Source organism: Pseudonocardia kunmingensis (assembly GCF_006716445.1).
In the GTDB taxonomy this organism is placed as follows: Bacteria; Actinomycetota; Actinomycetes; order Mycobacteriales; family Pseudonocardiaceae; genus Pseudonocardia; species Pseudonocardia kunmingensis.
In genome coordinates, this window is the sequence record NZ_VFPA01000001.1 from 1,300,240 (window position 1) to 1,326,386 (window position 26,147).

The following is a 26,147-nucleotide window of genomic DNA, read 5'->3' on the forward strand; positions in this document are numbered from 1 at the left end:
ATCCCCACGCCCGCCCCACGCCCGGTCTGCGAGGGTCTGCGACGATCCCCCGCTCCCGCCCGCCACCACGAGGAGTCCTGCGATGGCCGACCCCGCTCCCCTGACCCGTCGCACCGTCGTCACCGGCGCCGGTGTCGCCGCCGTCGGAGCCGGCCTGCTCGCCACGGGGTGCTCGACCGCTCCGCCGCCCACCGCACCCGCCGACGCCGCCGCGGGCACGCCGGTCGGCCCCGCCGCCGACGTCCCGGTCGGCAGCGCCCAGATCTTCGACGCCGCCGGTGTGGTGGTCACCCAGCCCAGCGCGGGCACCTACGCCGCCTTCTCCACCGCCTGCCCGCACCAGGGCTGCGCGGTGTCGTCGGTGGAGGGCACCAGCATCGTCTGCCCGTGCCACGGCAGCACGTTCGGCCTGGACGGCAGCGTGCAACAGGGCCCGGCGGAGGCACCGCTCCAGAGCCGGGCCATCACCGTCACGAACGGCGAGATCAGCCTGGCCTGACCGGGTCCTTCCGGCGGACGTGCAGCCGGTAGCGCACGGGGAGCTCGATCCCGGTGGTCCCGGCGATCGCGCGTTCGGCCACGCCGCGGGAGAACTCGATCCGCAGCACGGCCTCGAGCGTGGCCCGGTCCGGGAAGCGCCACATCGTGGGCACCCGGCGCATGGAGAAGCCCGCCCGCGCGAAGAACGCCTCCACGCGGGCCGGGTCGTAGCGCGGCAGGTCCGCCCGCATCCAGCGACCGTAGGGCGCCGCGGTGGCGTCCAGGTCCACGATCGCGAGCGCACCACCCGGCCGCAGCACGCGCTGAGCCTCCGCCAGCCCCGGCTCGCACCCCGGGCCGAAGAAGTAGGCGGTGCGGGCGTGCACGAGGTCAACGCTCGCGTCCGGCAGCGGCAGGGCGGCCGCCCCTGCCGTGAACACCCGCGCCTGCGCTCCCACCCGCTCGCGCGCCCGCTGCGCCAGCGGGGCGTGCGGCTCCACCCCGACCACCGACGCCGCCTCGGCGGCGAACACCGGCAGGTGGAAGCCGTCACCGCACCCCACGTCGAGCACGTCCCGGCCGGCCCAGGGCGCGGCCTCGCGCAGCGCGGCCCAGATCGCCCCCTCGGCGTCCTGCGCGCGGTTCTCGCGCTCGTAGACGTCGGGCCAGTTCCAGATGTTCGGGCTGGGGATCGCCGGATCCGGCTCGGCCGCGACGACGCGGCGGAACCTCTCGATCACGGGACGACGATGCTCAGCAGGACCCAGGCCACCACGGCGGTGGGCAGCAACGAGTCCAGCCGGTCCAGCAGGCCACCGTGACCGGGGAGGAGGGTGCTCATGTCCTTGATGCCGAGGTCCCGCTTGACCATCGACTCGATCAGGTCGCCCAGCGTGGCGCAGGTGACGAGCAGGGCGCCGGTGAGCGCACCGGCCCACCACGCGCCGCCGAGCAGGAAGTGCACGCACAGCGCACCCGCGACCATGCCGACCAGCTGCGACCCGCCGAAGCCCTCCCACGACTTCTTCGGGCTGATCGTCGGCGCCATCGGGTGCCTACCCAGCAGCACGCCCGCCGCGTAGCCCCCGACGTCCGAGGCGACACCGCAGAGCATGAACGTGAGCACGCGGCCCAGCCCGTCCTCGGCCACCAGCATCAGCACCGCGAACGAGCAGAACAACGGGACGTACGCGGCCGTGAACAGCCCCGCGGTGGCGTCCCGCACGTAGTGCGCGGCGCCGGCGCGCATCCGCCAGAGCAGCACCGCGAGCGCGGTGAGCGCGAACGCCGCACCCAGGCCCTGCAGCCCGAACGGCCAGGACGACCAGATCATCGCCTGGCCGCCGACGAGCAGGATCGGCAGCGGGACCTCGATCCCGGCGCCGCGGCGCAGGGCACCGGCGAGCTCCCAGGTGGCGACGGCGGTGGAGAGCGCCAGCACGCCGACGAACAGGTGCCGCTCGACCAGCAACGACGCCAGGATGACGACGCCCAGCCCCACGCCGACGGCGATCGCCGCGACCAGGTCGCGGCCCGCACGGGACGGGCGGCGGGCCGGAGGGGGCACCATCGCCGCGGCGTGCGAGGAGGACGAGGCGGTCACCGTCAGACTTCGAGCAGCTCGGTTTCCTTGTGCTTCACCAGGTCGTCGACCTGGTGGACGTAGCGGTCGGTGGCGCTCTGCAGCTCCTTCTCGGCGCGCCCGACCTCGTCCTCACCCGCTTCGCCGTCCCGGACGATGCGGTGCAGCTCGTCCATCGCCTTGCGGCGGATGCTGCGGATGGTGACGCGGGCGTCCTCGCCCTTGCCGCGCGCGACCTTCACCATCTCGCGGCGCCGCTCCTCGGACAGCTGCGGGATGACCACGCGGATGATCTGACCGTCGTTGCTCGGGTTGAGCCCGAGGTCGGAGTTGCGGATCGCGGTTTCGAGGGCCTTGAGCTGGCTGGCGTCGTAGGGCTTGATGACGGCCATGCGCGCCTCGGGCACGTTGATGGACGCGAGCTGGTTGATCGGGGTCATCGCGCCGTAGTAGTCGACGACCACGCGGGAGAACATGTTGGGCGTCGCCCGGCCGGTGCGCACGGAGGCGAGGTCGTCCTTCGCGACGGCGACCGCCTTCTCCATCTTCTCCTCGGCGTCGAAGAGCGTCTCGTCGATCACGGCGCGTCCCTGCCTTCCTGCCCAGATCCATCGTTCCAGCCCGGGGTGCTGACCAGCGTGCCGATCCTCTCACCCCGCACCGCGCGGGCGATGTTGCCCTCGACGAGCAGGTTGAACACGATGATCGGCATCTTGTTGTCCATGCAGAGGCTGAACGCCGTGGCGTCGGCGACCTTCAGCCCCTGCTCCAGCACCTCGCGGTGGGTGATCTCGTCGTACAGCTTGGCGTCGAGGTCGATCTTGGGGTCGGCGGTGTACACGCCGTCGACGCCCTTCGCCATCAGGACGACCTCCGCGCCGATCTCCAGGGCGCGCTGGGCGCTCGCGGTGTCGGTGGAGAAGTAGGGCATGCCGACACCCGCACCGAAGATGACGACCCGCCCCTTCTCGAGGTGCCGGATCGCGCGGCGCGGGATGTAGGCCTCGGCGACCTGCCCCATGGTGATGGCGGTCTGGACGCGCGTGTCGACGTGGTGCTCGCGCTCCAGGAAGTCCTGCAGCGCGAGGCAGTTCATGACGGTGCCGAGCATGCCGATGTAGTCGGCACGGGCGCGGTCCATGCCCCGCTGCTGCAGCTCGGAGCCGCGGAAGAAGTTGCCCCCGCCGATCACCACGGCGACCTGGGCGCCGGTGGCGACGACCTCCGCGATCTGGCGGGCGACGGTCTCGACCACCCCAGGGTCGACCCCGACGGCCCCGCCGCCGAACATCTCGCCGCCGAGCTTGAGCAGCACGCGGCGGAAGCCGGGGCCGGGGCCGTCGGAGCCGATCCGTGGGGTGGTCATCATGCAGTCCTCGGCCGGCCTCAGGCCTGGCCGACCTCGAAGCGGGCGAAGTCGCGGACGGTGACACCCGCCTCGTCGAGCAGCGCCTTGACCGTCTTCTTCGGCTCGTGGACCGACGGCTGCTCCAGCAGCACGACGTCCTTGTAGAAGCCGTTGATCCGGCCCTCGACGATGCGCGACAGCACCTGCTCGGGCTTGCCCTCCTCGCGGGCGGTGGCCTCGGCGATGCGACGCTCGTTGTCGATCACGTCGCCGGGGACCTGCTCACGGGTGGTGTACTGCGGGCGGGCAGCGGCGATGTGCATCGCCACGCTCTTGGCGGCCTCGTCGCCCGCGCCCTCGTACGCCACCAGGGCGCCGATGGCCGGCGGGAGGTCCGACGCGCGGCGGTGCAGGTACAGCGCCACCGGCCCGTCCACGTGGATGTAGCGCTTGAGCTCGAGCTTCTCACCGATGCGGGCCGACAGCGCCTGCACGGCGTCGTCGACGGTGGCCCCGTCGAGCGGGGCCTTCCGCAGTGCCTCGGCGTCGGCCGGCTTCTGCTCGACCGCGACGCGCAGGACCTTGTCGGCGAGCGCCTGGAAGTCGTCGCTCTTGGCGACGAAGTCGGTCTCGCAGTTCAGCTCGACCATCGTGCCGCCCTCGGCCGCGACGAGCCCGTTGGCCGTCTCGCGGCCGGCGCGCTTGCCCACGTCCTTGGCGCCCTTGATGCGGAGCAGCTCGACCGCCTTGTCGAAGTCGCCCTCGGCCTCCTCGAGCGCCTTCTTGCAGTCCATCATCCCGGAACCGGTGAGGTCCCGGAGCTTCTTGACGTCGGCGGCGGTGTAGTTCGCCATGGTGCCTTTCGTCCGTTCTGTTCGGGAGGTGTCGGGGGGAAGGCCTGTTCAGCCGGCGGTCTGCTGCGTGCCGTTGCTGGTGGAGGCCGGCGCGGGCTCGGCGGCCGGGTTGGGCGCCTCGGCGGCCTGACCGGCCGCGGTGAGGCTGGCGCCGTCGGACCCGGCACCCTCGGAGAGCAGGTTCTGCTCCCACTCGGCCAGCGGCTCGTCGGTGCCGACGCCCGCCTCCGGCTTCTCCTCGGCGTCGCCGCCGCGCGAGCGCGCAGAACGCGCCATCAGGCCGTCGGCGGCAGCGCGCGCGATCACCTTGGTGAGCAGCGCGGCCGAGCGGATCGCGTCGTCGTTGCCCGGGATCGGGAAGTCGACCTCGTCGGGGTCGCAGTTGGTGTCCAGGATGGAGACGACCGGGATGCCCAGCTTGCGGGCCTCACCGACGGCGATGTGCTCCTTCTTGGTGTCCACGATCCAGACCGCGCTCGGAACCTTCGACATGTCGCGGATGCCGCCGAGGGTCTTCTCGAGCTTGTCCTTCTCGCGGGTGAGCATGAGGATCTCCTTCTTGGTGCGACCCTCGAAGCCCCCCGTCTGCTCCATCGACTCCAGCTCCTTGAGGCGCTGGAGGCGCTTGTGCACGGTCTGGAAGTTGGTGAGCATGCCGCCCAGCCACCGCTGGTTGACGTACGGCATGTTGACCCGGCCCGCCTCGTCGGCGATGGCCTCCTGCGCCTGCTTCTTCGTGCCGACGAACATGACCGTGCCGCCGTGGGCGACGGTCTCGCGGACGAACTCGTAGGCCCGGTCGATGTAGGACAGGGTCTGCTGCAGGTCGATGATGTAGATGCCGTTGCGCTCGGTGAGGATGTAGCGCTTCATCTTCGGGTTCCAGCGGCGGGTCTGGTGCCCGAAGTGCACACCGGAATCCAGCAACTGCTTCATGGTGACGACGGCCACGGCCGGTACTCACCCTCTCGTCAGGCGCGGCCCTCGAGCGGCCACGCACGCGGTTTCGCGGAGCGCCGGTCGGCGGCACCGCCCTGGCGTGGCGCCGGTGGCCGGACCCGGGAGGCCCGGGACCGCCCGTCCACCGCTCCCGCTCGATGCGGGTGCGCACACGCGCGAAGTCACCCCGACGCCGTCGAGGTGCAGATCGAGTGTACGCCGCGGGCGGGAACGCCCCGACGGCGCGTCCCGCGGCCGTCCACCTCGGCTCCGGACCATCCACAGGGCCGCGCCGACGGGCCCCGCGGGCCGTCCCCGCGGGAGAGGCTACGGGCGTGGACGGACGCGCGCGCCGGGGTGGAGCGGCCCTCCTCGTGCGGCTCGCGGTCGTGGCGGTCCTCGGCGCGACCGGCACCGCGGTCGCCCACGCCGCCCCGCCACCCGACGCCGGGCCGCCACCGCCACCACCGCCCGGCGCGGGGGTGCCCGCCCCGGGCGCCCGGTACGCCTGGCCGCTGCTGCCTGCGCCCGCGGTCGCCGTGCCCTTCCGGGCGCCGGAGCACGTCTACGGGCCGGGGCACCGGGGTGTCGACCTCACCGGAACCGCGGACCAGGCCGTGCTCGCCGCGCGCGGCGGCACCGTGGTGTTCGCCGGGCCCGTGGCCGGGCGCGGCGTGGTGTCCGTGCAGCACGACGACGGGCTGCGCACGACGTACGAGCCGGTGCGCCCCCTCGTCGCCGCGGGCGCCGTCGTGCGCGCCGGTGACGTCCTCGGGCAGCTGGAAGCCGGGCACCCCGCCTGCGCGCCCGCCGCGTGCCTGCACTGGGGGCTGCGGCGGGGCCGGCAGGAGTACCTCGACCCGCTCGTGCTGCTGCGCCCGCCGCACGTGCGGCTGCTGCCGGTGCCCGTCCCGTGGCCCGCGGCCGGGCCGTGAGACCGGCGGCGGCTCAGCCGGCCGCCAGCTCGTCCAGCCGCCCGCGCAGGCGGCCGACCAGCCGGGTGTGCAGCTGGCAGACCCGCGACTCGGTCACGCCGAGCACCCTGCCGATCTCGGCGAGGGTGCGGTTCTCGAGGTAGTACAGCCGCACCACGGCGCGGTCGCGCTCGCCCAGCTGCGCGACCGCGAGCGCCAGCTGCCGCAAGGTCTCGGTGGTCTGCACGACGGTCATCGGGTCGGGCGCGCCCTCGTCGGCCAGCACCTCCGAGACACCGCCGCTGTTCTCGTCCAGCGCCTCCACGCTGATCAGCTGCACCCCCCGGCCGGCCGAGCGCAGCTCGTGGACGCCCACTCCGAGCTCGGCGGCCAGCTCGGCGTCGGTGGGTGCCCGCAGCAGCCGCGCCTCCAGGCGCTCCTGGGCCCGCTCCAGCTCCCGCGCCCGCCCCCGGACGGTGCGCGGCACCCAGTCCTGCGCCCGCAGCTCGTCGATGATCGCGCCCCGGATGCGCGCGACGGCGTAGCTCTCGAAGCGGGGGCTGCGCTGCGGGTCGAAGCGCTCGATGGCGTCGATCAGGCCGAAGACCCCGCACTGCACCAGGTCGCCGACCTCGACGTAGGACGGCAGCGCGCTCCCCAGCCGGTGGGCGACGGCGCGCAGGAGCGGCGTGTAGTGCACGACGAGCCGGTCCCGCAGCGCCCGGCTGGGCTCGGCCAGGAACGCGGCCCACAGCTCGTCGACGGGCGTCGGGGCCACCGGGTGCACCGCGACCTGCACGACCGGACCGGGGACGGCTCTGAGCTGCGCCGATGGGGGCTGGACGACGTCATGCCCTCGGGTGCGCCTGCTCATGAACCACCTTCAGCCGCTCGACCGTCACCTGCGTGTAGAGCTGAGTGGTTGCTAGCTTAGCGTGACCGAGCAACTCCTGTACGTAACGGAGGTCCGCGCCGCCCTCGAGCATGTGCGTTGCCGCAGCGTGGCGCAGGCCGTGCGGCCCCACGTCCGGCGCGCCGGGCACGGCGGACAGCGCCTGGTGGACGACCCCTCGCGCGACCCGGGTGTCGAGCCGCCCGCCGCGCACGCCGAGCAGCAGCGCACGCGGCGACCCCTGGCGCGCCAGCGCCGGGCGCCCGCGGGCCAGCCAGCGTCGCAGCGCGTCGGAGGCGGGCACACCGTAGACGACGGTGCGCTCCCGGTCGCCCTTGCCGACGACCCGCAACGCGCGCCGCTCGCCGTCGACGTCGTCCAGGTCGAGGCCGCACAGCTCGGCCACGCGCACCCCGGTGGCGTAGAGCAGCTCCAGCACCAGCAGGTCGCGCAGCGCCACCGGGTGGTCCTCCGCCGCCCCGCTGCCCGCGGCGTGCAGCACGGCGGCGGCCTCCTCGGCGGTGGGGACCTCCGGGACCGCGTGCCGCGGGCGCGGGGAGGCCAGCCGGGCACCCGGATCGCCCGGCAGCCGGCCGGTGCGGTGCGCCCACGCGGTGAAGGTGCGGGCGGCGGCCGCGCGCCGGGCGAGCGTGGCCCGGCCCAGCCCCGCCGCGTGCCCGGCCGCCAACCAGCGGCGCAGCAGCGCCAGGTCGACCTCGTGCGTGTCGCCGACGCCCGCGAGCAGCCCCGCGAGATCGCTGCGGTAGGCCCGGACCGTGTGCGCCGAACGACCCTGCTCGAGCTCCAGGTGCTGCAGGAACGCGTCGAGGGCCGCCGCCGGCCCGGGCGCGGTGACCACTGGCTCCGGCGGGGACGACATCGCTCGACCGTGCGCGCACCCGCTCCCCCGGTCAAGCACCGCCCGCGCGTGTCGAGGCGCCCGCTCGGGCCGGTGGCGCAGGCTCCTCCACGACCGGGCACCGCCGCCAGCGGCCGTCCCGGTGCTCCACGAGCCCCCGGCGCTCCAGCGCGACGAGGGCGGCGCGCACGGCGCCGATCGGCACACCGGACTCGAGCGCGAGCCAGCGCGTGTCGCGGGCGGCACGCGCCGGCAGCGCGTCGTGGACGCGCGCGGCCGCGGCGTCGAGTCCGTCGGTGGAGCGCGCGGTTCCCAGGTCCGGGAGCTCGGCCAGGTGCAGCCCGATCGGGGCCACCGCCTCCAGCACCTCCTCGGTGCGGGTGACCAGCAGCGCACCGTCGCGCACGAGCCGGTGGCAGCCCGCGGACAGGCCCGAGGTCACCGCGCCCGGCACGGCCATCACCGGCCGCCCGAGCGAGACGGCGTCGGACGCGGTGCGCTGCGCCCCGCTGCGCAACCCCGCCTCCACCACCACGGTGCCGCCGGCGATGCCCGCGATCAGCCGGTTGCGCACGAGGAAGCGGTGGCGCGCCGGCACGCTGCCCGGCGGGTACTCGCTCACGACGAGCCCCTCGGCGGCGATCCGCTCCAGCAGCAGCTGGTGCGACGCCGGGTAGGCCCGCTCCACGCCGCACGCGAGCACCGCCACGGTGGGCCCCTGCACCGCGAGGGCCCCGCGGTGGGCGGCGCCGTCGACGCCGATGGCGGCACCGGAGACGACCGTGTAACCGCGGTCGGCGAGCCCGGCGCCCAGCTCCCCCGCCACGTGGGTGCCGTAGCTGGTGGCCGCGCGCGCCCCCACGACGGCCACCGCGTGCCTGCTGAGGGCGCCGAGCGCTCCCGGCCCGCGCACCCACAGCGCGAGCGGTGGTGCCAGCTCGCGCGCTCCCGCGGCCTCGAAGGCCTCGAACGCGTCGCCCGGCCAGTCGTCGTGCTCCGGGACGAGCAGCCGCGCGCCGGCCGCCGCCGCGGCGGCGAGGTCCTCCCCTGCCCGGTACACCGCCCGGCGCACCCCGGTCTCCCCCGCCACGCGCTCGCCCACCCGCCCGTCACGCACCCGTGCCGCCGCCTCCACGGGCCCGACCTCGGCCACGAGCTCAGCCAGCGCCGCGGCGGGCGGCTCGGCGACCCGTGACAGGTACGCCCGCGCGTGCAGGATCCGCTCGTTCACGCCGCCCTCCGGTCCCGGAAGTACAGAGCGGTGGCGACCAGGTCCTCATCGGGTTGGTCCCGCCCGCCCAGGTCGGCCAAGGTCCACGCCACCCGCAGCGCCCTGTCCGCGCCGCGCGCGGTGAGCTCGCCCGCGCGCAACCCGGCGTCGAGCGGCCGCACGGCGGGCCGGGGCAGGGCGAACCGCGTGCGCAGGACCGGGCCCGGCACCTCCGCGTTGGTGCGCCAGCCGAACGCCCCCCAGCGCTCCGCGGCCGCGGCACGGGCCGCCTGCACCCGGGCCCGGACCGTGGCCGTGTCCTCGCCCTCGCCTGCCGCCGAGAGCGCCGTGACCGGGAACATCCGGGCGCGCAGGTCCACGCGGTCGAGCAGGGGTCCCGACAACCGGCCCAGGTAGCGGCGGCGCACCAGCGACGGGCAGACGCAGTCGCGGTCGTGCGCAGGCGCGCACGGGCACGGGTTGGCCGCCAGCACGAGCTGGAACCGCGCCGGGTAGGCCACGGTGCCCTCCGCCCGGGCCAGCCGCACCTCGCCCTCCTCCAGCGGCGTGCGCAGGGCGTCGAGCATGGCCGCTCCCCACTCCGGCGCCTCGTCCATGAACAGGACCCCGAGGTGGGCCAGCGACACGGCGCCGGGGCGGGCCAGGCCGCTGCCGCCGCCGACGAGCGCGGCCATCGAGCTGGAGTGGTGTGGCGCCACGAAGGGCGGGAGCGTGCTCAGCGCGCCGCCCCCGGGCAACCGCCCCGCGACCGACCGGACCGCCGCGAGCGCGAGCGCCTCCTCCGGGCCCAGGCGCGGCAGCAGCCCGACGAAGCGCTGGGCGAGCATGGTCTTCCCGGTGCCCGGCGGGCCCACCAGCAGCACGTGGTGACCGCCGGCTGCGGCGATCTCGATGGCGTGCCGCGCGTCGTCCTGGCCGACGACGTCGGCGAGGTCCAGCGGTCGCACGGCCTCGTCGTGGACGATCGCGCCCGGCCTGCGCAACGCGTGCCCGTGGCCCAGGAACGCCAGCGCCGCGTCGAGGTTGGGCGCCCCGTGCACCGCGATGCCCTCCACGAGGGCGGCCTCGGCCAGCGAGGACTCGGGCACCACGGCCCGCTCCATCCCCGCCTCGCGGGCCGCGAGCAGGCACGGCAGCACGCCGCGGACCGGGCGCAACCTGCCGTCGAGCGCGAGCTCCCCGAGCAGGACGGTGCGGTCGAGGGCGGCCTGTGGCAGTACCTCGCACGCGCCGAGCACGGCACAGGCGAGCGCCAGGTCGAACGCGCTGCCCGCCTTGCGCAGGGTGGCGGGCGAGAGGGCCAGCACGATCCGCTCGTTGGGCCAGCTCCGATCGCTGTTGACGATGGCCGCGCGCACCCGGTCCTTCGACTCGTGCAGCGCGGCGTCGGGCAACCCGACCAGGTGGAACCCGGGCAGCCCGCCCCCGACGTCGGCCTCGATCTCGACCACGTGCCCGTCGACGCCCAGCAGTGCCACCGAGTGTGCGCGTGCGAGCGCCATCAGAACGCCCCCTCGTAGTGCTGGACCGTGACCGGTGCCCCGGGCTCGGCCACGACGGCGAGCACGTCGAACCGGATCTCGCACCAGCGGACCTGGTGCGCCGCGAGCCAGGCCCGGGTGATCAGCCGGATGCGGGCCGCCTTGCGCCGGTCGACCGCCTCGGCCGGCACCCCGAACCGGGTGCTCGAGCGGGTCTTGACCTCGCACACGACCAGCCGGGTGGAGTCGGTGGCGACCAGGTCGAGCTCGCCGTGGCGGCACCGCCAGTTGCGGGAAAGGACCACCAGGCCCTGCCGCTCGAGGTACTGCGCCGCGAGGTCCTCACCGCGGCGCCCGAGCACGTCCTTCGCTGCCATGCCGACCACGATCGGCGAGGTGGGCGGCGCCGGACAGCCCGTTGCGAGAACTGTGGACAGCCGGGGGGCGAGGTGGACAACCCACCCGGGGCGGCCCGCGACCGTCGGAGGCCTATGCCCCGAACTGGTTGCCCTCCGGAAGGCGCAGGTCGGGCTTGTCCAGCTCCTCGACGTTCACGTCCTTGAACGTCAGCACCCGGACGTTCTTCACGAACCGCGCGGGCCGGTACATGTCCCACACCCACGCGTCGGACATCCGGACCTCGAAGTAGATCTCCCCGTCGGCGTTGCGGGCCGCGACGTCGACCGAGTTGGCCAGGTAGAAGCGACGCTCCGTCTCCACGACGTAGGAGAACTGGGCCACGATGTCCCGGTACTCCTTGTAGAGCGTGAGCTCCATCTCGGTCTCGTACTTCTCGAGATCCTCGGCGCTCACGGTCCTACCCCTCCTCCGGCACCGTCGGACGTCCCGACGACGAGCGCCCCATTGTGGACCAGACCCTCGGCGAGGTCCTCGGCGAGCCCCGCCTCGATGGTGTCGTCCCCCGGCTCGCCCAGGATCTCCTCCCCCGGCGGCACGGCGGGCGGCCGCACCCCGTCACGGGCGGCGCGGACGTTGACGAACGAGTAGCGGTGCACCCGGCTCGGGCCGTGCGCGAGCATCGCCTGGTCGTGCACCGGCGTGCAGTAGCCCTTGTGCTCGGCGAACCCGTACTCCGGGAACTCCGCGTCGAGCGCGACCATGATCCGGTCCCGGGTGACCTTCGCCAGCACCGACGCGGCCGCGACGCACGCGGCCACCTGGTCGCCCTTCGGCACCGCCAGCGCCGGACTGCCGAACCCGCGCACCGCGAACCCGTCGGTCAGGACGTAGCCGGGCCGGTCGCGCAACCCGGCGACGGCGCGGCGCATCCCCTCGACGTTGGCGACGTGCACGCCGCGGCGGTCGACCTCCTCGGGCGGGATGACGACCACGGCCGAGTCCTGCGCGCGGCGGGTGATCAGCGCGTAGTACTCCTCGCGGGCCGCCGGGGTGAGCAGCTTGGAGTCGGTCAGCCCCTCCAGTCGCTTGGCGTCGCCGGGACGCAGGACGCACGCGGCCACCACCAGCGGGCCCGCGCAGGCACCCCGGCCCGCCTCGTCGACGCCCGCGACGGGGCCCAGGCCGTGCCGGTGCAGGGTGCTCTGCAGGGTCCAGCTGCCCGAGCGGCGCACCACGGCGCGGGTGGGGCGCAGTTCGGGCGGCAGGGTGGGGCGCACCGGGCGGCGCGTGCGCCTGCGGGGTACGGGTCGTGCGGCCATCGGGGAGCAGTGTCCGCCAGGCGTTCCGGCGGCGCGCGTTCAGGGGGGCGGACGCGGGAGGAACTGCGGGTCGCCCGCCGCCCGGCGCCGCCGGGCCACCGCCAGCGGGAGCGTGCCGATCATCCCGAGGGCGAGCGGGGTGCCGGCCCCGTCACCCATGCCGACGGCCGTGGACTGCGGGTCGTCCGCCTCGATCCACCCGAACCGGTCGAACGGCAGCACGACCAGCCGGGCCAGGCCGATGACGTTCTCGACGGGCACGGCGCCGTGGTCGGGCACCCGGGAGTCGGCCGAGTTGTTGCGGCTGTCGCCCATCATCCACAGGTGCCCCTCGGGGACCGTGACGGGCCCGAACGGCGCCTGCTTGGGCGGTCCGGCCTCGGGGAGGTAGTAGACGTAGGGCTCGTCGAGCGGTTCGCCGTCCACCATCACCTGGCCGCGCGCGTCGCAGCACTGCACGGTCTGGCCGCCGACCGCGATGATCCGCTTGACGAAGTCCTTCTCGCTCGGCGGGGCGAGCCCGATCAGGGACCCGAACAGCTGCAGGCCCCGCGTCACCGCGTTGCTCGGCTCCTCGACGTCGATCTCGCTGCTCCAGCTGTCCGGGCCGCGGAAGACCACGACGTCGCCCGGGGCGGGGTCGGTGAACCGGTAGGTGATCTTGTCGACGAGCACGCGGTCGTTGTTGCAGCCGGTGCAGCCGTGCAGCGTGGTCTCCATCGACCCGGACGGGATCACGTAGACCTTCGCGAGGAACGTCTGGATCAGGAACGTGAGCACCAGCGCCGTGACGATCAGGATCGGCAGTTCTTTCCAGAACGTCGGGCGCCGCCGCCGGCCGGGGCGGACCTTGCGGCCGCTCGCCTCCACCTGCTCGCGGTACTCCGACGCGGGCCGGCCCTGCGGGGACGCGCCCGCCCGCCTGCGGTGCCGGCCCGGGGCCTCGGGAGACTCCGCGGCCGCGCCGCCCAGCAGGTCCCCGTGCACGACCGTGGGCTCGTCGTCGGCGGGGTCGGGCGGGCCGGCGCGCCGCGCGGGGGGCACGTTCCCACCGGGACGGACACCGGGCGCGCCGTTCGGACCGGCGGGCGCGGGCATGCCGCCCGTGGGCCGCCCGTTGCCTGCCGGACCGGGCGGATTCCCGTTCGGGACGCCGGGCCGCGGGACCGGGCGTCCCGGGGGCGGGACGTCCGGCGGCGCGATCGGCCGCTGACCGGGCGGTTGCGGGTGGTGACCCGGCTCCGGCGCGAGCCGCGGGCGCGCCCGACGGTCGTCGGGGAGCTCGGGGAGGGCCACGCCCACGAGGCTACGGCAACCGCGGTGAGGCGGTCAGGACGCGGACGGGGTCTCGCGCTTCTCCTTGATCTTCGCGGCCTTGCCGCGCAGCTCACGGAGGTAGTAGAGCTTGGCGCGGCGCACGTCGCCGCGGGTGAACAGCTCGATCTTGTCGATGTTCGGGGAGTGCACCGGGAAGGTGCGCTCGACGCCGACACCGAACGAGATCTTGCGGACGGTGAAGGTCTCGCGGGCCCCGGCCCCCTGGCGCCGGATGACGACGCCCTGGAAGACCTGGATGCGGGAGCGGTTGCCCTCGATGACCTTCACGTGCACCTTGAGCGTGTCACCCGGGCGGAAGGCGGGGATGTCGGAGCGCAGCAGCTGTGCGTCCAGGGCGTCCAGGGTGTTCATCGCGAAGATCCGTCCTCGGTCCGTGTGGCGGTCGTGCAGGGGCGCCGTTCGCAGTCGAGCACGGGGGCGCCGGGCAGGCCCGCGTCGGGCGCGGGCAACCAGTCCATAGTGCCAGACGCCCGGCGGGCGGGTGAAATCACCCGTCCCCCGAGCCCTCCAGGCTCGCCAGGAACGCCCGGTCGGCCTTGTCGAGGGCGCGCTCGGGCAGGGCGGCGAGCAGGTCGGGCCGTCGCTGCGCCGTGCGCTCCAGCGCGCGGTCGCGGCGCCACCGGGCGATCGCCGCGTGGTTGCCGCTGCGCAGCACCTCCGGGACGGCGAGACCGCGCCACGTCTCGGGCCGGGTGTAGGCCGGGCCCTCCAGGAGCCCGTCGGAGAACGAGTCCTGCTCCGCCGACGCCGGGTTGCCGAGCACGCCGGGCAGCAGCCGCACCACGGCCTCCACCATCACGAGCACCGCGGCCTCGCCGCCGACGAGCACGTAGTCGCCGATGCTCACCTCGTCGACGGGCAGGCCGCGACCGCGCGCGTCGTCGACGACGCGCTGGTCGATGCCCTCGTAGCGGCCGCACGCGAACAGCAGCCGCTCCGCTCCGGCCCACTCCTGTGCGGTGGCCTGGGTGAACGGCCGCCCCGCGGGCGTCGGGACGACGATCCGCGGCGTCCGCGCGTCCCGGGCGAGCACCGCGTCGAGGGCCTCCCCCCAGACCTGCGGGCGCATCACCATGCCGGGCCCGCCGCCGTAGGGCGCGTCGTCGACGGCCTGGTGCACGTCGTGCGTCCAGTCGCGCAGGTCGTGCACGTCCAGGTCGACCAGCCCGGCCGCGATCGCCCGCCCCAGCAGCGCCTCGCGCAGCGGGGCCAGGTAGCCGGGGAAGATCGTGATGACGTCGATCCGCACGGACGGATGCTGCCAGGACGGCCGGGCGCGCGCCGCACCCACCCGATGCGGGCGCGGCGCGCGGCCCCCTCATCCGGCCTTGCGGTCGCGCACCAGCTGCTCCACGACCGCCCGGGCCGGTTCCAGCCGCACCCCTCGCGCGGCCAGGACGTGGTGGGCGGCCCCGCCGTCGGCGTGGATCAGCCCGAGCAGGATGTGCGCGGCGCCGATGCGGTCGTGCCGCAGGTGGACCGCCTCGCGCAGCGCGAGCTCGAGCGCCTTCTTGGCCTGGCCCTCGAAGGGGATGTGGCCGAAGAGACGACCGGGGCTCCCGCCGTGGGCGGCCCGCGTGCGGTCGAGCGCGCCCGGCCCGAACGCCTCCTCGACCTGGCGACGCACCTCGTCGAGGTCGATCCCGATCGCGGACAGCGCATCGGCGTCGAGCGCCGGGGCCGAGCCGGGGCGGAGCCGGTCGATGTCGCGCAGCACGTCGGCCTCGTCGACGCCGAGCTCGTCGAGCACGGCGAGCGCGAGGTCGTCCCGCACCGTGTAGATCGCGGCGAGCAGGTGCTCGGTGCGGATCTCGTCCGCCGCCCGCGTCCGCGCCTCTTCCTGGGCGTCGACGACGACCTTGCGGGCCTCGCCGGTGAACCGTTCGAACATCTCGTTCCCCTCAGAACCCGTACCGGCGGTACTTCTTGTGCACGGCCTGTCGGCTCACGTGCAGTGCGTCCGCGATCTGCTGCCAGGACCAGCCCTGGGACCGCGCGTTCGAGACCTGCAGCTCCTCCAGCGACTCCAGCAGTCCCCGCAGGGACGCCACCGCCGCCAACCCGACGGCCGGGTCCCTGCTGGACGCCGCCGCCGCGACCTTCGTGGCATCGCTCATGCCGTCAACCTACGTTGACAGACCGCCTCTGTCAACCTTAGTTGACACCGCGGCTCGCTGCGCCGAACGGCCGTTGCCCGTCCGCCGGTTCAGCGGTGCACTGGACCGCCTGCCACCCGTCCACCGCCGAGGACCACCGTGCCCGCACCGAACGCCACCCGCGCGACCCGTCGCCGGACCCCGTCCGGCACCGGCCGCGCGCGCCTGGTGCTCCGCTGCCTCGGCGAGGCGAGCGCCACCCTCGACGGGCGGACGGTGCCGGAGCTCACCGCGCCGCGCATGCAGCGCCTGCTCGCGCGGGTGGCGCTCGCCCGGGACGCGGGTGTGCCCCGCGACCGGCTGGCGGGCGAGCTCTGGCCGGACTCGACCGCGGCCCAGGCCCGGACCAACCTGCGCAAGCTGCTCCACGACCTCCGCCGCGCCCTCCCCGCACCCGGCGAGGTCGTCGACGCAGGCGCGCGCACGGTGCGCTGGTGCGGCGGGGCCGCGTGGCTCGACGTCGTGGCGTTCACCGACGCCGCCACCGGCGGGGACCCTGCGGGCGCGGCGCGCTGCTACGGCGGTGACCTGTTGCCGGCGTGCGACGACGAGTGGGTGGTCGCCGAGCGGGAGCGGCTGCGCCTGCTCGCCGTCGAGGCGCTGGCCGGGCTCGCGGTCCACGCCGACGCCGAGCACCGCGACACCGACGTCGTGGCGTACGCGCGCCGGCTGCTCGGGATCGATGCCCTGCACGAGCCCACCTGCCGGTTGCTGATGCGCACGCTGGCCCGGCGCGGCGAGCGGAGCGAGGCCCTGCGCGTGTACGAACGCCTCGCCGAGCGGCTGGCCCGCGACCTGGGCGTCACCCCCGAGCCCGCGACCACCGCGGTCGCCGCACGACTCCGCGCGACGGGCCCGACGGGTCCCGCCGGACCCGAGCTGGTCGGCCAGGCGGCCGAGTGGCGGGCGGCCCGCGCGGCGTGGCGCGCCGCCTCCGGGGGCCGGGCCCACCTCCTGCTGGTCACCGGGGAGGCGGGCATCGGCAAGTCGCGCCTCGTCGAGGAGCTGGCCCGGCGCACGGCCGCGGACGGGCACGCCGTGGCAGGCGGCCGGGCCTACGAGGCGGCGGGCCGACCACCGTGGGGACCGGTGGTCGACTGGCTGCGGTCCGAGCCCGTGCGGGCCGGCCTCGACGCCCTCGGCGACGCCTGGCTCGCCGAGCTCGCGCGGCTGCTGCCCGAGCTCCGGCTGGCGCACCCGCAGCTGCCGGACGGGCCGCCGGCCACCGACGTCGGCCGCCGCCACCACCTGCTCGACGCCGTCCGCCGCGGCCTCCTCGCGACGGGCCGCCCGCTGCTGCTCGTCGTGGACGACCTGCAGTGGTGCGACACCGACACGGTCGAGCTGTGCGGCTACCTCGTCCGCAGCGCGCCGTCGGCTCCCCTGCTGGTGGCGGGCACGGCCCGCGACGACGACGCCGCGGGCGAGCGGGCGGTGGCGCGCCTGCGCCGCCACCTCGCCCCGGCGGGCGCCGTCACGACGATCCCCCTCGGGCCCCTCGACGCCGCCGCGACGGCCGCGATGGCGGCCCAGGTCGGCCCGGGCCTGCACCCCGATGCCGCGGCCCGGCTGTGGCGGGAGACCGAGGGCAACCCGCTGTTCGTCCTCGAGGCCGTGCGGGCGGGGTTCGGCGCGGGCACGGGCGGGCGCGTCGCGCTGACGCCCACCGTGCACGCCGTGATCAGCGCCCGCCTCGACCGCCTCTCGCCGGGAGCCCGGGCGCTCGCCGAGGTCGCAGCGACGATCGGCCGCGAGTTCACCCCGGCGGTCCTCGCCACCGCCGCCGGGCGCCCCGAGGACGAGCTGACCGAGGACCTCGACGAGCTCTGGCAGCACCACGTCATCCGCGAACGCGGTCCGGCGTTCGACTTCAGCCACGACCGGCTGCGCGAGGTCGCCGTGGAACTGATCAGCCCCGCGCGCAGGCGTCGGCTGCACCGCCGGGTCGCCGAGGCCGTCGAGGTGCACCACGCGGCCGATCTCGACCCGGTCAGCGCCCGCCTCGCCGTCCACTGGACCAGCGCGGGGCTCGCCTCCCGCGCCGTCGCGGCCTACGAGCGGGCCGCCCGCCACGCCCACCGCGTCTTCGCCCTCGACGACTGCATCGCCCTGCTGGAGCGCGCGGTGGCGCTGCTCGACGAGTCGGCGCGCGGTGCGGGGCGCGACGAGGTGGAGCTGAGGTTGCGCTCGGCGCTCGGGGTGCCGCTGGTCGCGCGCCGCGGCTACGGCGCGCCCGAGGCCCTGCACTGCTTCGAGCGTGCGCTCACCCTGCACCGCAAGCTCGGGCGCCGCCCCAGCGCGGCCGTGCTGCGCGGCCTCGCGCTGCACGCCGTGGCCACCCTCTCGTTCGACCGGGCGGAGGAGATGGGCAGGGAGCTGGTCGCCACGGCCGGGACCGAGCCGACCGCGCGCACCGAGGGCGAGTACGTGCTGGGGGTCAGCGCGTTCTGGCGGGGCGGGTTCGCGGCCGCGGAGCACCACCTGCGCGCCGCCATCGGCTCCTACCGCATCGAGGACGCCCCGCTGCACGTCGCGCTCCACGGCCAGGACCCGCTGGGGGTGTGCTCGTCCCGCCTGGCCCTCACGCAGCTCTTCCGCGGCAGGCCCGCCGACGCCGCGGCGTCGATGCGCGAGGCGCTGCGGGTGGCCGCGGAGCTCGACGACCCGATGACCACGGGATACGTCCGTGCCTTCGACGCGATCCTGGTCGCGCTCGAGCCCGGGGATCGGGACCTGCGCGCCGCGGTCGACGCCCTGGACACCGCCACGCACGCCGTGAACATCGGGTACTTCGCGATCGTCGCCCGGTTCCTGCGGGGGTGGTGCGACGTCCTCGACGGCGACCTCGACGGCGTCGACGTGATCCGCGGGGCCACCGACCAGCTCCGGCAGGACCAGCCGCTGCACCTGACCCTCGGGCTCAGCCTGCTGGCCCGCGCCCACCTGCGCGCCGGCGACCCGCGCGCCGGGCTCGCGGTCGTCGACGAGGCCGTGCACCGCACCACCGCGAGTGACCAGCGCTACCTGCTCGCCGAGCTCCTGCGCATCGACGCGGAGCTGCGGGCGGCCGCAGGCGACCGGGCCGGGGCGCGGGTCAGCGCCCGCTCCGCGGTCGACGAGGCCGTCCGCGCGGACGCGCCGTGGCTCCGCGACCGCGCCGCCGCGACCGCGGCCCGGCTGAGCGGGACAGCGTGATCGGGACGGCGTGATCGGGAACGCTGCGTGATCGGGAACGCTGCGGGAACGCCCCGTCCGGCATGGTCTCGCCTCCACCAGGACCGCAGGAGGGGACATGACCACCATCGCCGAGCTGCGCGAGCAGGTGCGCGGGCCCGTCATCGAGCCGGGCGACGACGGCTACGACGAGCACCGCCGCGTCCACAACGGCATCCACGACCGGCGTCCCGCGCTCATCGTCCGCGCCGCGGCGACCGCGGACGCCGCCGCGACCGTCGACTACGCCCGCGATGCGGGCCTCGATCTCGCGGTGCGGGGCGGCGGGCACAGCGCTCCGGGGTTCGGCACGTGCGACGGCGGCGTCGTGCTCGACCTGTCGCTGATCAACAACGTGTTCGTCGACCCCGTGCGGAAGACCGCTCGGACCGGGGGCGGCGCCACGTGGGGCGACTTCAACCACGCCACCCACGCCTTCGGCCTCGCCACCACCGGGGGCATCATCTCGACCACCGGCGTGAGCGGCCTGACGCTGGGCGGCGGGGTCGGGTACCTCGCCCGCGGCTGCGGGCTGTCGTGCGACAACCTCGTGAGCGCCGAGGTGGTCACCGCGGACGGCCGCATCGTCGTCGCGAGCGAGCACGAGAACGAGGACCTGCTCTGGGCCCTGCGCGGCGGCGGGGGCAACTTCGGCGTGGTGACGTCGATGGAGCTCGCCCTGCACGACGTCGCGACGATCTACGGCGGTCCCATGCTGTTCGAGGTCGAGGACGCGCCGGCCGTGATGCGCGCCTACGACGAGTACATCCAGGAAGCGCCCGAGCAGCTCGGGGCGTTCTTCGGCTGGCAGATGGCCCCACCGCTGCCGTTCATCCCGCAGGACCGGCACGGGGACATGTTCTGCGTGGTGGTCACCTGCTGGAGCGGGCGGCCGGAGCAGGGCGAGCAGGCGATCAAGCCGTTCCGCGACGCGGCCCGGGTCAAGGCCGAGCACGTCGGCCCGATGCCCTACCCCGCCCTCAACTCGGCCTTCGACGGGCTGTTCTACAAGGGGATGCGGCAGTACTGGAAGGCCGACTTCGTGCGCGATCTGCCGGACGAGGCCGTCGCCGCGCACGTCGAGCACGGGCCGCCGACGCCGAGCCTCACCTCGACGATGCACCTGTACTCGATCAACGGGGCGCCGTCGCGGGTCGGTCCGGAGGAGACGGCGTTCGGGCACCGCGACGCGCGGTACGTGATGGTCATCGGCGCGTTCTACGACACCCCGGCCGAGGACGAGGGCGCCATCCGGTGGGCGCGGGACTACTACGACGCGGTCCACCCCTACGCGGGCACGGAAGGGGGGTACGTCAACATGCTGTCGGAGGACGAGGGCCGCGTGCCGCAGAACTACGGGCGGAACTACGACCGGTTGCGGCGGGTCAAGGCCACCTACGACCCGGACAACCTCTTCCACCTCAACCAGAACATCGAGCCGATGGCGTGATCGATCCCGGGATCCCGTCCAGCAGCCACGGCGTCTGACGGACGCTCCCACACCGACATCTGCACTCACACACCGACCGCAGTCGATGTGCCAGCACCGAAATCGGTGTGCGACCGCGTCGAGGCGGCGCCGGCCGCGGCGAGCGGCAGCTCGCACACCGACATCTGCGCTCGGACACCGACTGCAGTCGGTGTGTGAGGGCCGAAGTCGGTGTGCGAGGCCGGAGTCAGGCGGGGTCGAGGAGGCCCTCGGGTGGGGTGAGGACCAGCCGGCCGCCCGCCAGGTCCACCGTCGGGACGATGGCCTGCACGAACGGGACCAGGATGTCCGGGCCGCCTCCGGGGCGGGCGAGGACGAGCAGCTCGCCGCCGGGGCCGTGCACGACCTCGCGGACAGTGCCGGCGACGGTGCCGTCCACCAGCTCGGCCCGCAGGCCCTCCAGCTGGTGGACGTGGAACTCCTCGTCGTCGGCGGGCGGCGTGATGGCGTCGGCCGCGACGAGGAGCCGGGTGCCGCGCAGCGCCTCGGCCGCGTCGCGGTCGGGCACCTCGACGAACCGGACGAGCAAGCGACCGGAGTGCGGCCGGGCCGACTCGACGGTCAGGGTCCCGCTGGGCGCACCCGGCCGCTGCGCGATGAGGGACGCCCCGGCGGCGAACCGCTCGTCCGGGGAGTCCGTGTGCACGTCCACGACGAGCTCGCCGCGCAGGCCATGGGCCCGCACGGCGATCCCGACGAGGTACTCGGTGTCCGGGCGGGGTGCGCCCGGGGTGCTACCGGTCGGTGTCGACGACATCCACCCGCACGCCCCGGCCACCGATACCGCCGACGACCGTGCGCAGCGCGGTGGCGGTGCGCCCGCCGCGCCCGATCACCTTGCCGAGGTCCTCGGGGTGCACCCGGACCTCGAGGGTGCGACCCCGACGCGTGGTGACCAGCTCCACCTGCACGTCGTCGGGGTGGTCGACGATGCCCCGGACGAGGTGCTCCAGAGCGTCCGCCAGGACACTCACGAGACCTCCTCGCTGACGCTCGTCGGCCTCGTTCGCGGCACTGCTGTGCTCATTGGTGACCTCGCAAGCTCGGTCACGCTTCTGCGGGAGCCTCGGCGGCAGCGTCTCCGCTGTCGCCCTTCGCCCGGCGGTCGCCACCCTTCTTGCGCGGCGTGGTGGCCTCGGTGGTGGGCTCCTCGCCGGCGGCGGCGAGCGCGGCCTGGAAGCGGGCGAGCTTGTCGACCTTCTCCGGCTGCGGCTTGAGCGTGCCCTCGGCGCCGGGCAGGCCCTTGAACTTCTGCCAGTCGCCGGTGATCTCGAGCAGGTTCTGCACCGGCTCGGTGGGCTGCGCGCCCACACCCAGCCAGTATTGCGCCCGGGCCGAGTCGACCTCGATGAGGCTCGGGTCGTTCTTCGGGTGGTACTTGCCGATGGTCTCGATCGCCCGGCCGCTGCGACGGCTGCGGGCGTCGGCGACGACGATTCGGTAGTACGGCTGGCGGATCTTGCCCAGCCTCATCAGCTTGATCTTGACGGCCACGCTGGTCGGTGCTCCTCGAGGATCGTGTGCTTCGGGTGGGTCCGCGCGGCTCGCGTGGGGGTACGGGCTGCGCGGTCCTCGCGTGTGTGGTGCGTCCGCGGCACGGTAGAGGGCCAGCCGCGGGGCCGATCGGCCATTCTGCCAGACGACGCCGGGTTGCGCTCCGGCGCGTGCCCCGCGGCTCGCCGCCTACACCGGGATGTTGCCGGTCAGCGCGAGGAAGAGCACGACGCCCGGAAGGAAGTTGTTGATCTGGTGCGCGATCACGCTCGCCAGCAGGCGGCCGGTGAAGAGCCGCGCCAGCCCGATGGGGATCGAGATCACGAGCAGCAGTGGCGCGCGCTCCAGCTCGAAGTGGAACAGGGCGAACACCAGCGTGGTGACGCCGAAGCAGACCCACCGACCTGCGCCGATCCGCTCCAACGCCCCCCACAGCAGGCCGCGGTAGAGGATCTCCTCGCAGATCGGCGCGACGATCACGACGAGCAGCGCGATCCCCAGGGCCGCGGGCCACGACGCGCGCTGGCCGTCGAACGCCGTGCCGACGGCCGAGTTCACGTCGGGCCCGACGATCGACACCCACACCATCGCCGCGACCGCGGTGACGAACAACCCACCGAGCCCGAAGGCGAGCCCCGCGCCGACGTCGCGCCACGACCAGACGAGCCCCAGGTCGCGCACCGGACCGTTGCCCCGGACGAGCGTGGCGGCGATCGCGACGCCCGCGGCGACGAGCGTCGGCACGGCGACCGCGATGCCCAGCTGGGGGACCGACGGCGCGTCCGGGTCGACCAGGAACCACGCGACGAGGACGGAGCAGGCGAGGAACGCCAGCTCGGCGAGCGCGAACGCGCCGAGCCCCCACCGGTGGGTCCGGCGCGGCGCCGGCGGAGCTGCCGGGGGCTGCTGCGGATGCACCGGAGGCGGACCGGCGGGGAAGCCGGGAGGAGGCACGGCCGCGCCGACGGCCTGCGGGAACGGCGGCTGCTGCGGCGGATATGCCTGCTGGGGCGGATATGCCTGCGGGAACGGCGGCCCCGCCGGCACGGTCTGCGCAAACTGCGGCGGTGCGGCTTGCGGGGACGCCGGCGGCACGGCCTGCGGGAACGGCGGCGGCACGGCAGGCGGGAACGGCGGCGGCGCGGCCTGCGCGAACGGCGGCGGCTCGCCCTGTGGCGCCTGCGGTTGCGCGGGCACGACCTCCGGCGCAGGCGGTGGCGGTGGCGGTGGCATGGCCTGCGTCCCGGCTCCCGGCGACACCTCGCCCGGGGCGGGGTCTGCACTCGTCGACCGCGGATCCGGACGCTGTGGGTGGCCGTTCACGTCGACGTGCCCGGGCGCCGGGTCCGCGGCCTGCTCGACCGGGGCGCCGTCGGGTCGCGCGGGATCCGTGCCCTCCGGTTCCTCCGCACGCGATCGACCGTCACCCTGCACCGCTCCCACGCCCCCGACGCTACCGGCCGGTCAGGAACGCCGCCGCTCCCCTGCCCGACGGCCCGGCCCTCGCACACCGACTTCCGTCCTCGCACACCGACTGCAGTCGGTGTGCCGGCGCAGGATTCGGTGTCCGAGCGGTGGGCGGTCAGGTGCCGGCGTGCACCGGACGGCCGCGGAGCACCACCAGGGCCGGTTCGTGCAGGACCGAGAGGTCCAGGCGCGGGTCGCGGCGGTAGACCACCAGGTCGGCGCGGGCGCCGGGCTCGAGGCCGGGCCGGCCCAGCCAGCGGCGGGCCGCCCAGCTCGCGGCGCCCAGCGCGTCGGCCGCCGGCAGGCCGGCGCGGTGCAGGGCGATGACCTCGTCGGCGAGGCGGCCGTGGGCGATGCCACCACCGGCGTCGGTGCCCGCGTAGACGGGCACCCCCGCCTCCACCGCCCGGCGGACCACCGCTCCCGCACCGGCGTGCAGCCGCCGCATGTGGTCCGCGTAGGCGGGGTACCGGACCGCCTGGTCGGCGATCGCCGGGAACGTCTCGATGTTGATCAGCGTGGGCACCAGGGCCGTGCCGCGCGCGGCCATCTCGGCGATGACGTCGTCGGTGAGGCCGGTGCCGTGCTCGATGCAGTCGATGCCCGCGCGCACCAGGCCGGGGATCGATTCGGCGCCGAACACGTGTGCCGTGACGCGGGCGCCTGCGCGGTGGGCGGTGTCGATGGCCGTGGCCAGCACGTCGTCGGGCCAGAGCGGGGCGAGGTCGCCCGCGCCGCGGTCGATCCAGTCGCCGACGAGCTTGACCCAGCCGTCCCCCGCGGCGGCCTGCTCCGCGACGGCGTCGGGGAGCAGCGCCGGGTCGTCCAGCTCCTGGGCGACGCCCGGGATGTAGCGCTTGGGCCGCGCGACGTGCCTGCCGGCCCGGATGATCTCCGGGAGGTCGTCGCGCGCCTGCAGCGGTGAGGTGTCGATCGGCGAGCCGCAGTCGCGCACGAGCAGCGTGCCGGCGTCGCGGTCGACGCGGGCCTGCGCGTCGGCCTCCTCGAGGTCGACGCCGCCGCCCGGCCCGAGCCCGATGTGGCAGTGCGCGTCGACGAGGCCCGGCACGATGTACCCGCCGTCGACCAGCGTCTCGGCGCCCCGCAGCGGCTCGCTCAGCCGCCCGGCGCCGTCGATCCACAGCTCGACGGACTCCTCGCCCGGCAGCAGGACGCCGCGCAGCCGGAACATCTACTTCCCCTTCGGGAACCTCAGCTTGCTCGGGTCGAAGCCGGGTGGCAGCTGGTCGAGCCCGGGGGGCATGTCGCGCAGCGACGCCGGGAGGCCCGAGAGGTCCGGCATGCCGCCGCCGGGGAGGCCGGCGGGGGCGCGCGGCGGCGTCGGACGGCTCTTGCCCTTCGACTTCTTGCCCTTGCGGCCCTTCGCCTGCTTCTTCGTGGCGCTGCGGCTGCCGAAGCCGAACTGGCCCGCCATCTGCTTCATCATCTTCTTCGCCTCGAAGAAGCGGTTGACGACGTCGTTGACCTCGCTGACCGTGACCCCGGAGCCGTTGGCGATGCGCAGCCGCCGGGACCCGTTGATCATCTTCGGGTCGGCCCGCTCGGCGGGCGTCATGCCCCGGATGATCGCCTGCAACCGGTCGAGCTGCTTGTCGTCGACCTGCGCCAGCGCGTCCTTCATCTGCCCGGCGCCGGGCAGCATGCCGAGGATGTTGCCGATCGGTCCCATCTTGCGGACCGCGAGCATCTGCTCGAGGAAGTCCTCCAGCGTGAGCTCGCCGCTGGAGATCTTGGCGGCGGTCTTGGCCGTCTGCTCCTGGTCGAACGCCTGCTCGGCCTGCTCGATGAGCGTGAGCAGGTCGCCCATCCCGAGGATGCGGCTGGCCATCCGGTCGGGGTGGAAGACGTCGAAGTCGGCGAGCTTCTCACCGTTGGAGGCGAAGAGGATCGGCTGGCCGGTGACCTCGCGGACCGACAGCGCGGCACCACCGCGGGCGTCGCCGTCGAGCTTGGTGAGCACCACACCGGTGAAGCCGACGCCGTCGCGGAACGCCTCGGCGGTGGCCACGGCGTCCTGGCCGATCATGGCGTCGACGACGAACAGCGTCTCATCGGGCTGCACCGCGTCGCGGATGTCCGCGGCCTGGCGCATCAGCTCCTCGTCGACGCCGAGGCGGCCCGCGGTGTCGACGATGACGACGTCGTAGTGCTTGTCGCGGGCGTGCGCGACGCCGCGGCGGGCGACGTCGACCGGGTCGCCCACCCCGTTGCCCGGCTCGGGGGCGAAGGTCGTGGCGCCCGCGCGCTCGCCGACGATCTGCAGCTGGTTGACCGCGTTGGGACGCTGGAGGTCGCACGCCACCAGCAGCGGGGTGTGGCCCTGGTTCTTCAGCCAGCCGGCGAGCTTGCCGGCGAGGGTCGTCTTACCGGAACCCTGCAGACCGGCGAGCATGATCACGCTCGGCGGCTCCTTGGCCAGCCGGATCCGCCGGGTCTCGCCGCCGAGGATGTCGACGAGCTCCTCGTTGACGATCTTGACGACCTGCTGGGCCGGGTTCAGCGCCCCCGAGACCTCCGCGCCCTTGGCCCGCTCCTTGACCCGCGCGATGAAGCCGCGGACCACCGGCAGCGCGACGTCGGCCTCCAGCAGCGCGATGCGGATCTCGCGCGCGGTGGCGTCGATGTCGGCGTCGGAGAGGCGACCCTTGCCGCGGAGGTTGGCGAGGGTGCCGCTGAGGCGCTCGGAGAGGGTGTCGAACACCCCTCCCAC

Annotated in this window: 28 protein-coding genes; 4 read left to right on the forward strand and 24 right to left on the reverse strand. The window is 74.9% G+C overall.

Features of this window, described 5'->3' with window-relative positions:
• The first annotated feature begins 82 nt into the window (after positions 1 to 82).
• Complete coding sequence (locus tag FB558_RS06220; protein ID WP_142048974.1) at positions 83 to 499, forward strand: Rieske (2Fe-2S) protein; 417 nt, start codon at positions 83 to 85, stop codon at positions 497 to 499.
• Here FB558_RS06220 and FB558_RS06225 read toward each other — a convergent pair.
• The 6 genes from FB558_RS06225 to rpsB are packed head-to-tail and all read right to left on the reverse strand — an operon-like array spanning position 486 to position 5,215.
• A complete protein-coding gene (locus FB558_RS06225) occupies positions 486 to 1,220 on the reverse strand; it encodes a class I SAM-dependent methyltransferase (protein ID WP_246106272.1) in 735 nt (244 codons plus the stop codon). The genes FB558_RS06220 and FB558_RS06225 overlap by 14 nt on opposite strands.
• The gene (locus FB558_RS06230) at positions 1,217 to 2,050 is read right to left on the reverse strand and encodes a phosphatidate cytidylyltransferase (RefSeq protein WP_142053765.1); all 834 of its coding nucleotides are present in this window, start codon (positions 2,048 to 2,050) and stop codon (positions 1,217 to 1,219) included. Before FB558_RS06230 ends, FB558_RS06225 begins: the two co-directional genes overlap by 4 nt.
• A gap of 35 nt (positions 2,051 to 2,085) precedes the next feature.
• Positions 2,086 to 2,643: a ribosome recycling factor gene (gene frr, locus FB558_RS06235; RefSeq protein WP_142048976.1), complete on the reverse strand. Its 558-nt coding sequence runs from the start codon at positions 2,641 to 2,643 to the stop codon at positions 2,086 to 2,088.
• Entirely contained in the window at positions 2,640 to 3,428 is a 789-nt protein-coding gene (gene pyrH, locus FB558_RS06240) for a UMP kinase (protein WP_142048977.1), read from the reverse strand. Before pyrH ends, frr begins: the two co-directional genes overlap by 4 nt.
• A 20-nt stretch (positions 3,429 to 3,448) precedes the next feature.
• Positions 3,449 to 4,264, reverse strand: coding sequence for a translation elongation factor Ts (tsf, locus tag FB558_RS06245; RefSeq protein WP_142048979.1), 816 nt, complete (start codon positions 4,262 to 4,264; stop codon positions 3,449 to 3,451).
• A 48-nt stretch (positions 4,265 to 4,312) separates the two neighbouring features.
• Positions 4,313 to 5,215: a 30S ribosomal protein S2 gene (gene rpsB / locus FB558_RS06250; protein ID WP_142048981.1), complete on the reverse strand. Its 903-nt coding sequence runs from the start codon at positions 5,213 to 5,215 to the stop codon at positions 4,313 to 4,315.
• Between the two features lie 323 nt (positions 5,216 to 5,538).
• Here rpsB and FB558_RS06255 point away from each other — a divergent pair, with 323 nt between their 5' ends.
• On the forward strand, positions 5,539 to 6,138 hold the full coding sequence (locus tag FB558_RS06255) for a murein hydrolase activator EnvC family protein (RefSeq protein WP_246106273.1): 600 nt from the start codon (positions 5,539 to 5,541) through the stop codon (positions 6,136 to 6,138).
• Between the two features lie 13 nt (positions 6,139 to 6,151).
• Here FB558_RS06255 and FB558_RS06260 read toward each other — a convergent pair whose 3' ends face one another.
• From FB558_RS06260 to FB558_RS06315, 12 genes are all read right to left on the reverse strand, one after another.
• Positions 6,152 to 6,991: a FliA/WhiG family RNA polymerase sigma factor gene (locus tag FB558_RS06260; protein ID WP_142048985.1), complete on the reverse strand. Its 840-nt coding sequence runs from the start codon at positions 6,989 to 6,991 to the stop codon at positions 6,152 to 6,154.
• The gene (locus FB558_RS06265; protein WP_170231202.1) at positions 6,966 to 7,889 is read right to left on the reverse strand and encodes a tyrosine-type recombinase/integrase; all 924 of its coding nucleotides are present in this window, start codon (positions 7,887 to 7,889) and stop codon (positions 6,966 to 6,968) included. The genes FB558_RS06260 and FB558_RS06265 overlap by 26 nt, the downstream gene beginning before the upstream one ends.
• A 31-nt stretch (positions 7,890 to 7,920) precedes the next feature.
• The gene (dprA, locus tag FB558_RS06270) at positions 7,921 to 9,099 is read right to left on the reverse strand and encodes a DNA-processing protein DprA (RefSeq protein ID WP_142048987.1); all 1,179 of its coding nucleotides are present in this window, start codon (positions 9,097 to 9,099) and stop codon (positions 7,921 to 7,923) included.
• Entirely contained in the window at positions 9,096 to 10,601 is a 1,506-nt protein-coding gene (locus FB558_RS06275) for a YifB family Mg chelatase-like AAA ATPase (RefSeq protein WP_142048989.1), read from the reverse strand. Before FB558_RS06275 ends, dprA begins: the two co-directional genes overlap by 4 nt.
• On the reverse strand, positions 10,601 to 10,957 hold the full coding sequence (locus FB558_RS06280; protein ID WP_142048991.1) for a YraN family protein: 357 nt from the start codon (positions 10,955 to 10,957) through the stop codon (positions 10,601 to 10,603). Before FB558_RS06280 ends, FB558_RS06275 begins: the two co-directional genes overlap by 1 nt.
• A gap of 112 nt (positions 10,958 to 11,069) precedes the next feature.
• On the reverse strand, positions 11,070 to 11,393 hold the full coding sequence (locus tag FB558_RS06285) for a DUF2469 domain-containing protein (protein ID WP_142048993.1): 324 nt from the start codon (positions 11,391 to 11,393) through the stop codon (positions 11,070 to 11,072).
• Positions 11,390 to 12,259, reverse strand: coding sequence for a ribonuclease HII (locus FB558_RS06290; RefSeq protein ID WP_142048995.1), 870 nt, complete (start codon positions 12,257 to 12,259; stop codon positions 11,390 to 11,392). Before FB558_RS06290 ends, FB558_RS06285 begins: the two co-directional genes overlap by 4 nt.
• A 39-nt stretch (positions 12,260 to 12,298) precedes the next feature.
• Positions 12,299 to 13,555 (reverse strand): signal peptidase I, encoded by a 1,257-nt coding sequence (gene lepB / locus FB558_RS06295; protein ID WP_425467972.1) that lies wholly within the window; start codon positions 13,553 to 13,555, stop codon positions 12,299 to 12,301.
• Positions 13,556 to 13,588: 33 nt separating this feature from the next.
• The gene (gene rplS / locus FB558_RS06300) at positions 13,589 to 13,948 is read right to left on the reverse strand and encodes a 50S ribosomal protein L19 (protein ID WP_142048997.1); all 360 of its coding nucleotides are present in this window, start codon (positions 13,946 to 13,948) and stop codon (positions 13,589 to 13,591) included.
• Positions 13,949 to 14,084: 136 nt separating this feature from the next.
• The gene (gene trmD, locus FB558_RS06305) at positions 14,085 to 14,846 is read right to left on the reverse strand and encodes a tRNA (guanosine(37)-N1)-methyltransferase TrmD (RefSeq protein WP_142048999.1); all 762 of its coding nucleotides are present in this window, start codon (positions 14,844 to 14,846) and stop codon (positions 14,085 to 14,087) included.
• A 69-nt stretch (positions 14,847 to 14,915) separates the two neighbouring features.
• On the reverse strand, positions 14,916 to 15,488 hold the full coding sequence (locus tag FB558_RS06310) for a Clp protease N-terminal domain-containing protein (protein ID WP_142049001.1): 573 nt from the start codon (positions 15,486 to 15,488) through the stop codon (positions 14,916 to 14,918).
• 10 nt (positions 15,489 to 15,498) lie between these two features.
• A complete protein-coding gene (locus FB558_RS06315; protein WP_142049003.1) occupies positions 15,499 to 15,714 on the reverse strand; it encodes a helix-turn-helix domain-containing protein in 216 nt (71 codons plus the stop codon).
• A gap of 138 nt (positions 15,715 to 15,852) precedes the next feature.
• Between FB558_RS06315 and FB558_RS06320 the strand changes: the two genes are divergently transcribed.
• Both FB558_RS06320 and FB558_RS06325 read left to right on the forward strand, forming a co-directional pair.
• Positions 15,853 to 18,948, forward strand: a complete 3,096-nt coding sequence (locus FB558_RS06320; RefSeq protein ID WP_142049005.1) for an ATP-binding protein — start codon at positions 15,853 to 15,855, stop codon at positions 18,946 to 18,948.
• Between the two features lie 97 nt (positions 18,949 to 19,045).
• The gene (locus FB558_RS06325) at positions 19,046 to 20,416 is read left to right on the forward strand and encodes an FAD-binding oxidoreductase (RefSeq protein WP_142049007.1); all 1,371 of its coding nucleotides are present in this window, start codon (positions 19,046 to 19,048) and stop codon (positions 20,414 to 20,416) included.
• A 226-nt stretch (positions 20,417 to 20,642) separates the two neighbouring features.
• Here the strand turns inward: FB558_RS06325 and rimM are convergent, their stop codons facing one another.
• The 6 genes from rimM to ffh all read right to left on the reverse strand — a co-directional run bounded on the left by rimM (position 20,643) and on the right by ffh (position 26,138).
• Positions 20,643 to 21,212 carry a ribosome maturation factor RimM gene (rimM, locus tag FB558_RS06330; RefSeq protein WP_142049009.1) on the reverse strand — a complete coding sequence of 190 codons (570 nt, stop codon included), beginning with the start codon at positions 21,210 to 21,212 and terminating at the stop codon, positions 20,643 to 20,645.
• Entirely contained in the window at positions 21,190 to 21,429 is a 240-nt protein-coding gene (locus FB558_RS06335) for an RNA-binding protein (protein WP_142049011.1), read from the reverse strand. The genes rimM and FB558_RS06335 overlap by 23 nt, the downstream gene beginning before the upstream one ends.
• A gap of 73 nt (positions 21,430 to 21,502) precedes the next feature.
• Positions 21,503 to 21,949, reverse strand: coding sequence for a 30S ribosomal protein S16 (gene rpsP, locus FB558_RS06340; protein ID WP_142049013.1), 447 nt, complete (start codon positions 21,947 to 21,949; stop codon positions 21,503 to 21,505).
• Between the two features lie 189 nt (positions 21,950 to 22,138).
• Positions 22,139 to 23,392, reverse strand: a complete 1,254-nt coding sequence (locus tag FB558_RS45135) for a CPBP family intramembrane glutamic endopeptidase (protein ID WP_281288557.1) — start codon at positions 23,390 to 23,392, stop codon at positions 22,139 to 22,141.
• Between the two features lie 139 nt (positions 23,393 to 23,531).
• Positions 23,532 to 24,608 (reverse strand): amidohydrolase family protein, encoded by a 1,077-nt coding sequence (locus tag FB558_RS06350; protein ID WP_142049015.1) that lies wholly within the window; start codon positions 24,606 to 24,608, stop codon positions 23,532 to 23,534.
• A complete protein-coding gene (gene ffh, locus FB558_RS06355; RefSeq protein ID WP_142049017.1) occupies positions 24,609 to 26,138 on the reverse strand; it encodes a signal recognition particle protein in 1,530 nt (509 codons plus the stop codon).
• Positions 26,139 to 26,147: the final 9 nt, after the last annotated feature.

Bases quoted from the DNA above. Each gene is read 5' to 3' on its own strand.
- FB558_RS06220 (WP_142048974.1), top strand. From the start codon at position 83: ATGGCCGACCCCGCTCCCCTGACCCGTCGCACCGTCGTCACCGGCGCC.
- FB558_RS06230 (WP_142053765.1), bottom strand. From the start codon at position 2,050: ATGGTGCCCCCTCCGGCCCGCCGCCCGTCCCGTGCGGGCCGCGACCTG.
- pyrH (WP_142048977.1), bottom strand. From the start codon at position 3,428: ATGACCACCCCACGGATCGGCTCCGACGGCCCCGGCCCCGGCTTCCGC.
- tsf (WP_142048979.1), bottom strand. From the start codon at position 4,264: ATGGCGAACTACACCGCCGCCGACGTCAAGAAGCTCCGGGACCTCACC.
- FB558_RS06260 (WP_142048985.1), bottom strand. From the start codon at position 6,991: ATGAGCAGGCGCACCCGAGGGCATGACGTCGTCCAGCCCCCATCGGCG.
- FB558_RS06265 (WP_170231202.1), bottom strand. From the start codon at position 7,889: ATGTCGTCCCCGCCGGAGCCAGTGGTCACCGCGCCCGGGCCGGCGGCG.
- FB558_RS06275 (WP_142048989.1), bottom strand. From the start codon at position 10,601: ATGGCGCTCGCACGCGCACACTCGGTGGCACTGCTGGGCGTCGACGGG.
- FB558_RS06280 (WP_142048991.1), bottom strand. From the start codon at position 10,957: ATGGCAGCGAAGGACGTGCTCGGGCGCCGCGGTGAGGACCTCGCGGCG.
- FB558_RS06290 (WP_142048995.1), bottom strand. From the start codon at position 12,259: ATGGCCGCACGACCCGTACCCCGCAGGCGCACGCGCCGCCCGGTGCGC.
- rplS (WP_142048997.1), bottom strand. From the start codon at position 13,948: ATGAACACCCTGGACGCCCTGGACGCACAGCTGCTGCGCTCCGACATC.
- FB558_RS06310 (WP_142049001.1), bottom strand. From the start codon at position 15,488: ATGTTCGAACGGTTCACCGGCGAGGCCCGCAAGGTCGTCGTCGACGCC.
- FB558_RS06315 (WP_142049003.1), bottom strand. From the start codon at position 15,714: ATGAGCGATGCCACGAAGGTCGCGGCGGCGGCGTCCAGCAGGGACCCG.
- FB558_RS06325 (WP_142049007.1), top strand. From the start codon at position 19,046: ATGACCACCATCGCCGAGCTGCGCGAGCAGGTGCGCGGGCCCGTCATC.
- rimM (WP_142049009.1), bottom strand. From the start codon at position 21,212: ATGTCGTCGACACCGACCGGTAGCACCCCGGGCGCACCCCGCCCGGAC.
- FB558_RS06350 (WP_142049015.1), bottom strand. From the start codon at position 24,608: ATGTTCCGGCTGCGCGGCGTCCTGCTGCCGGGCGAGGAGTCCGTCGAG.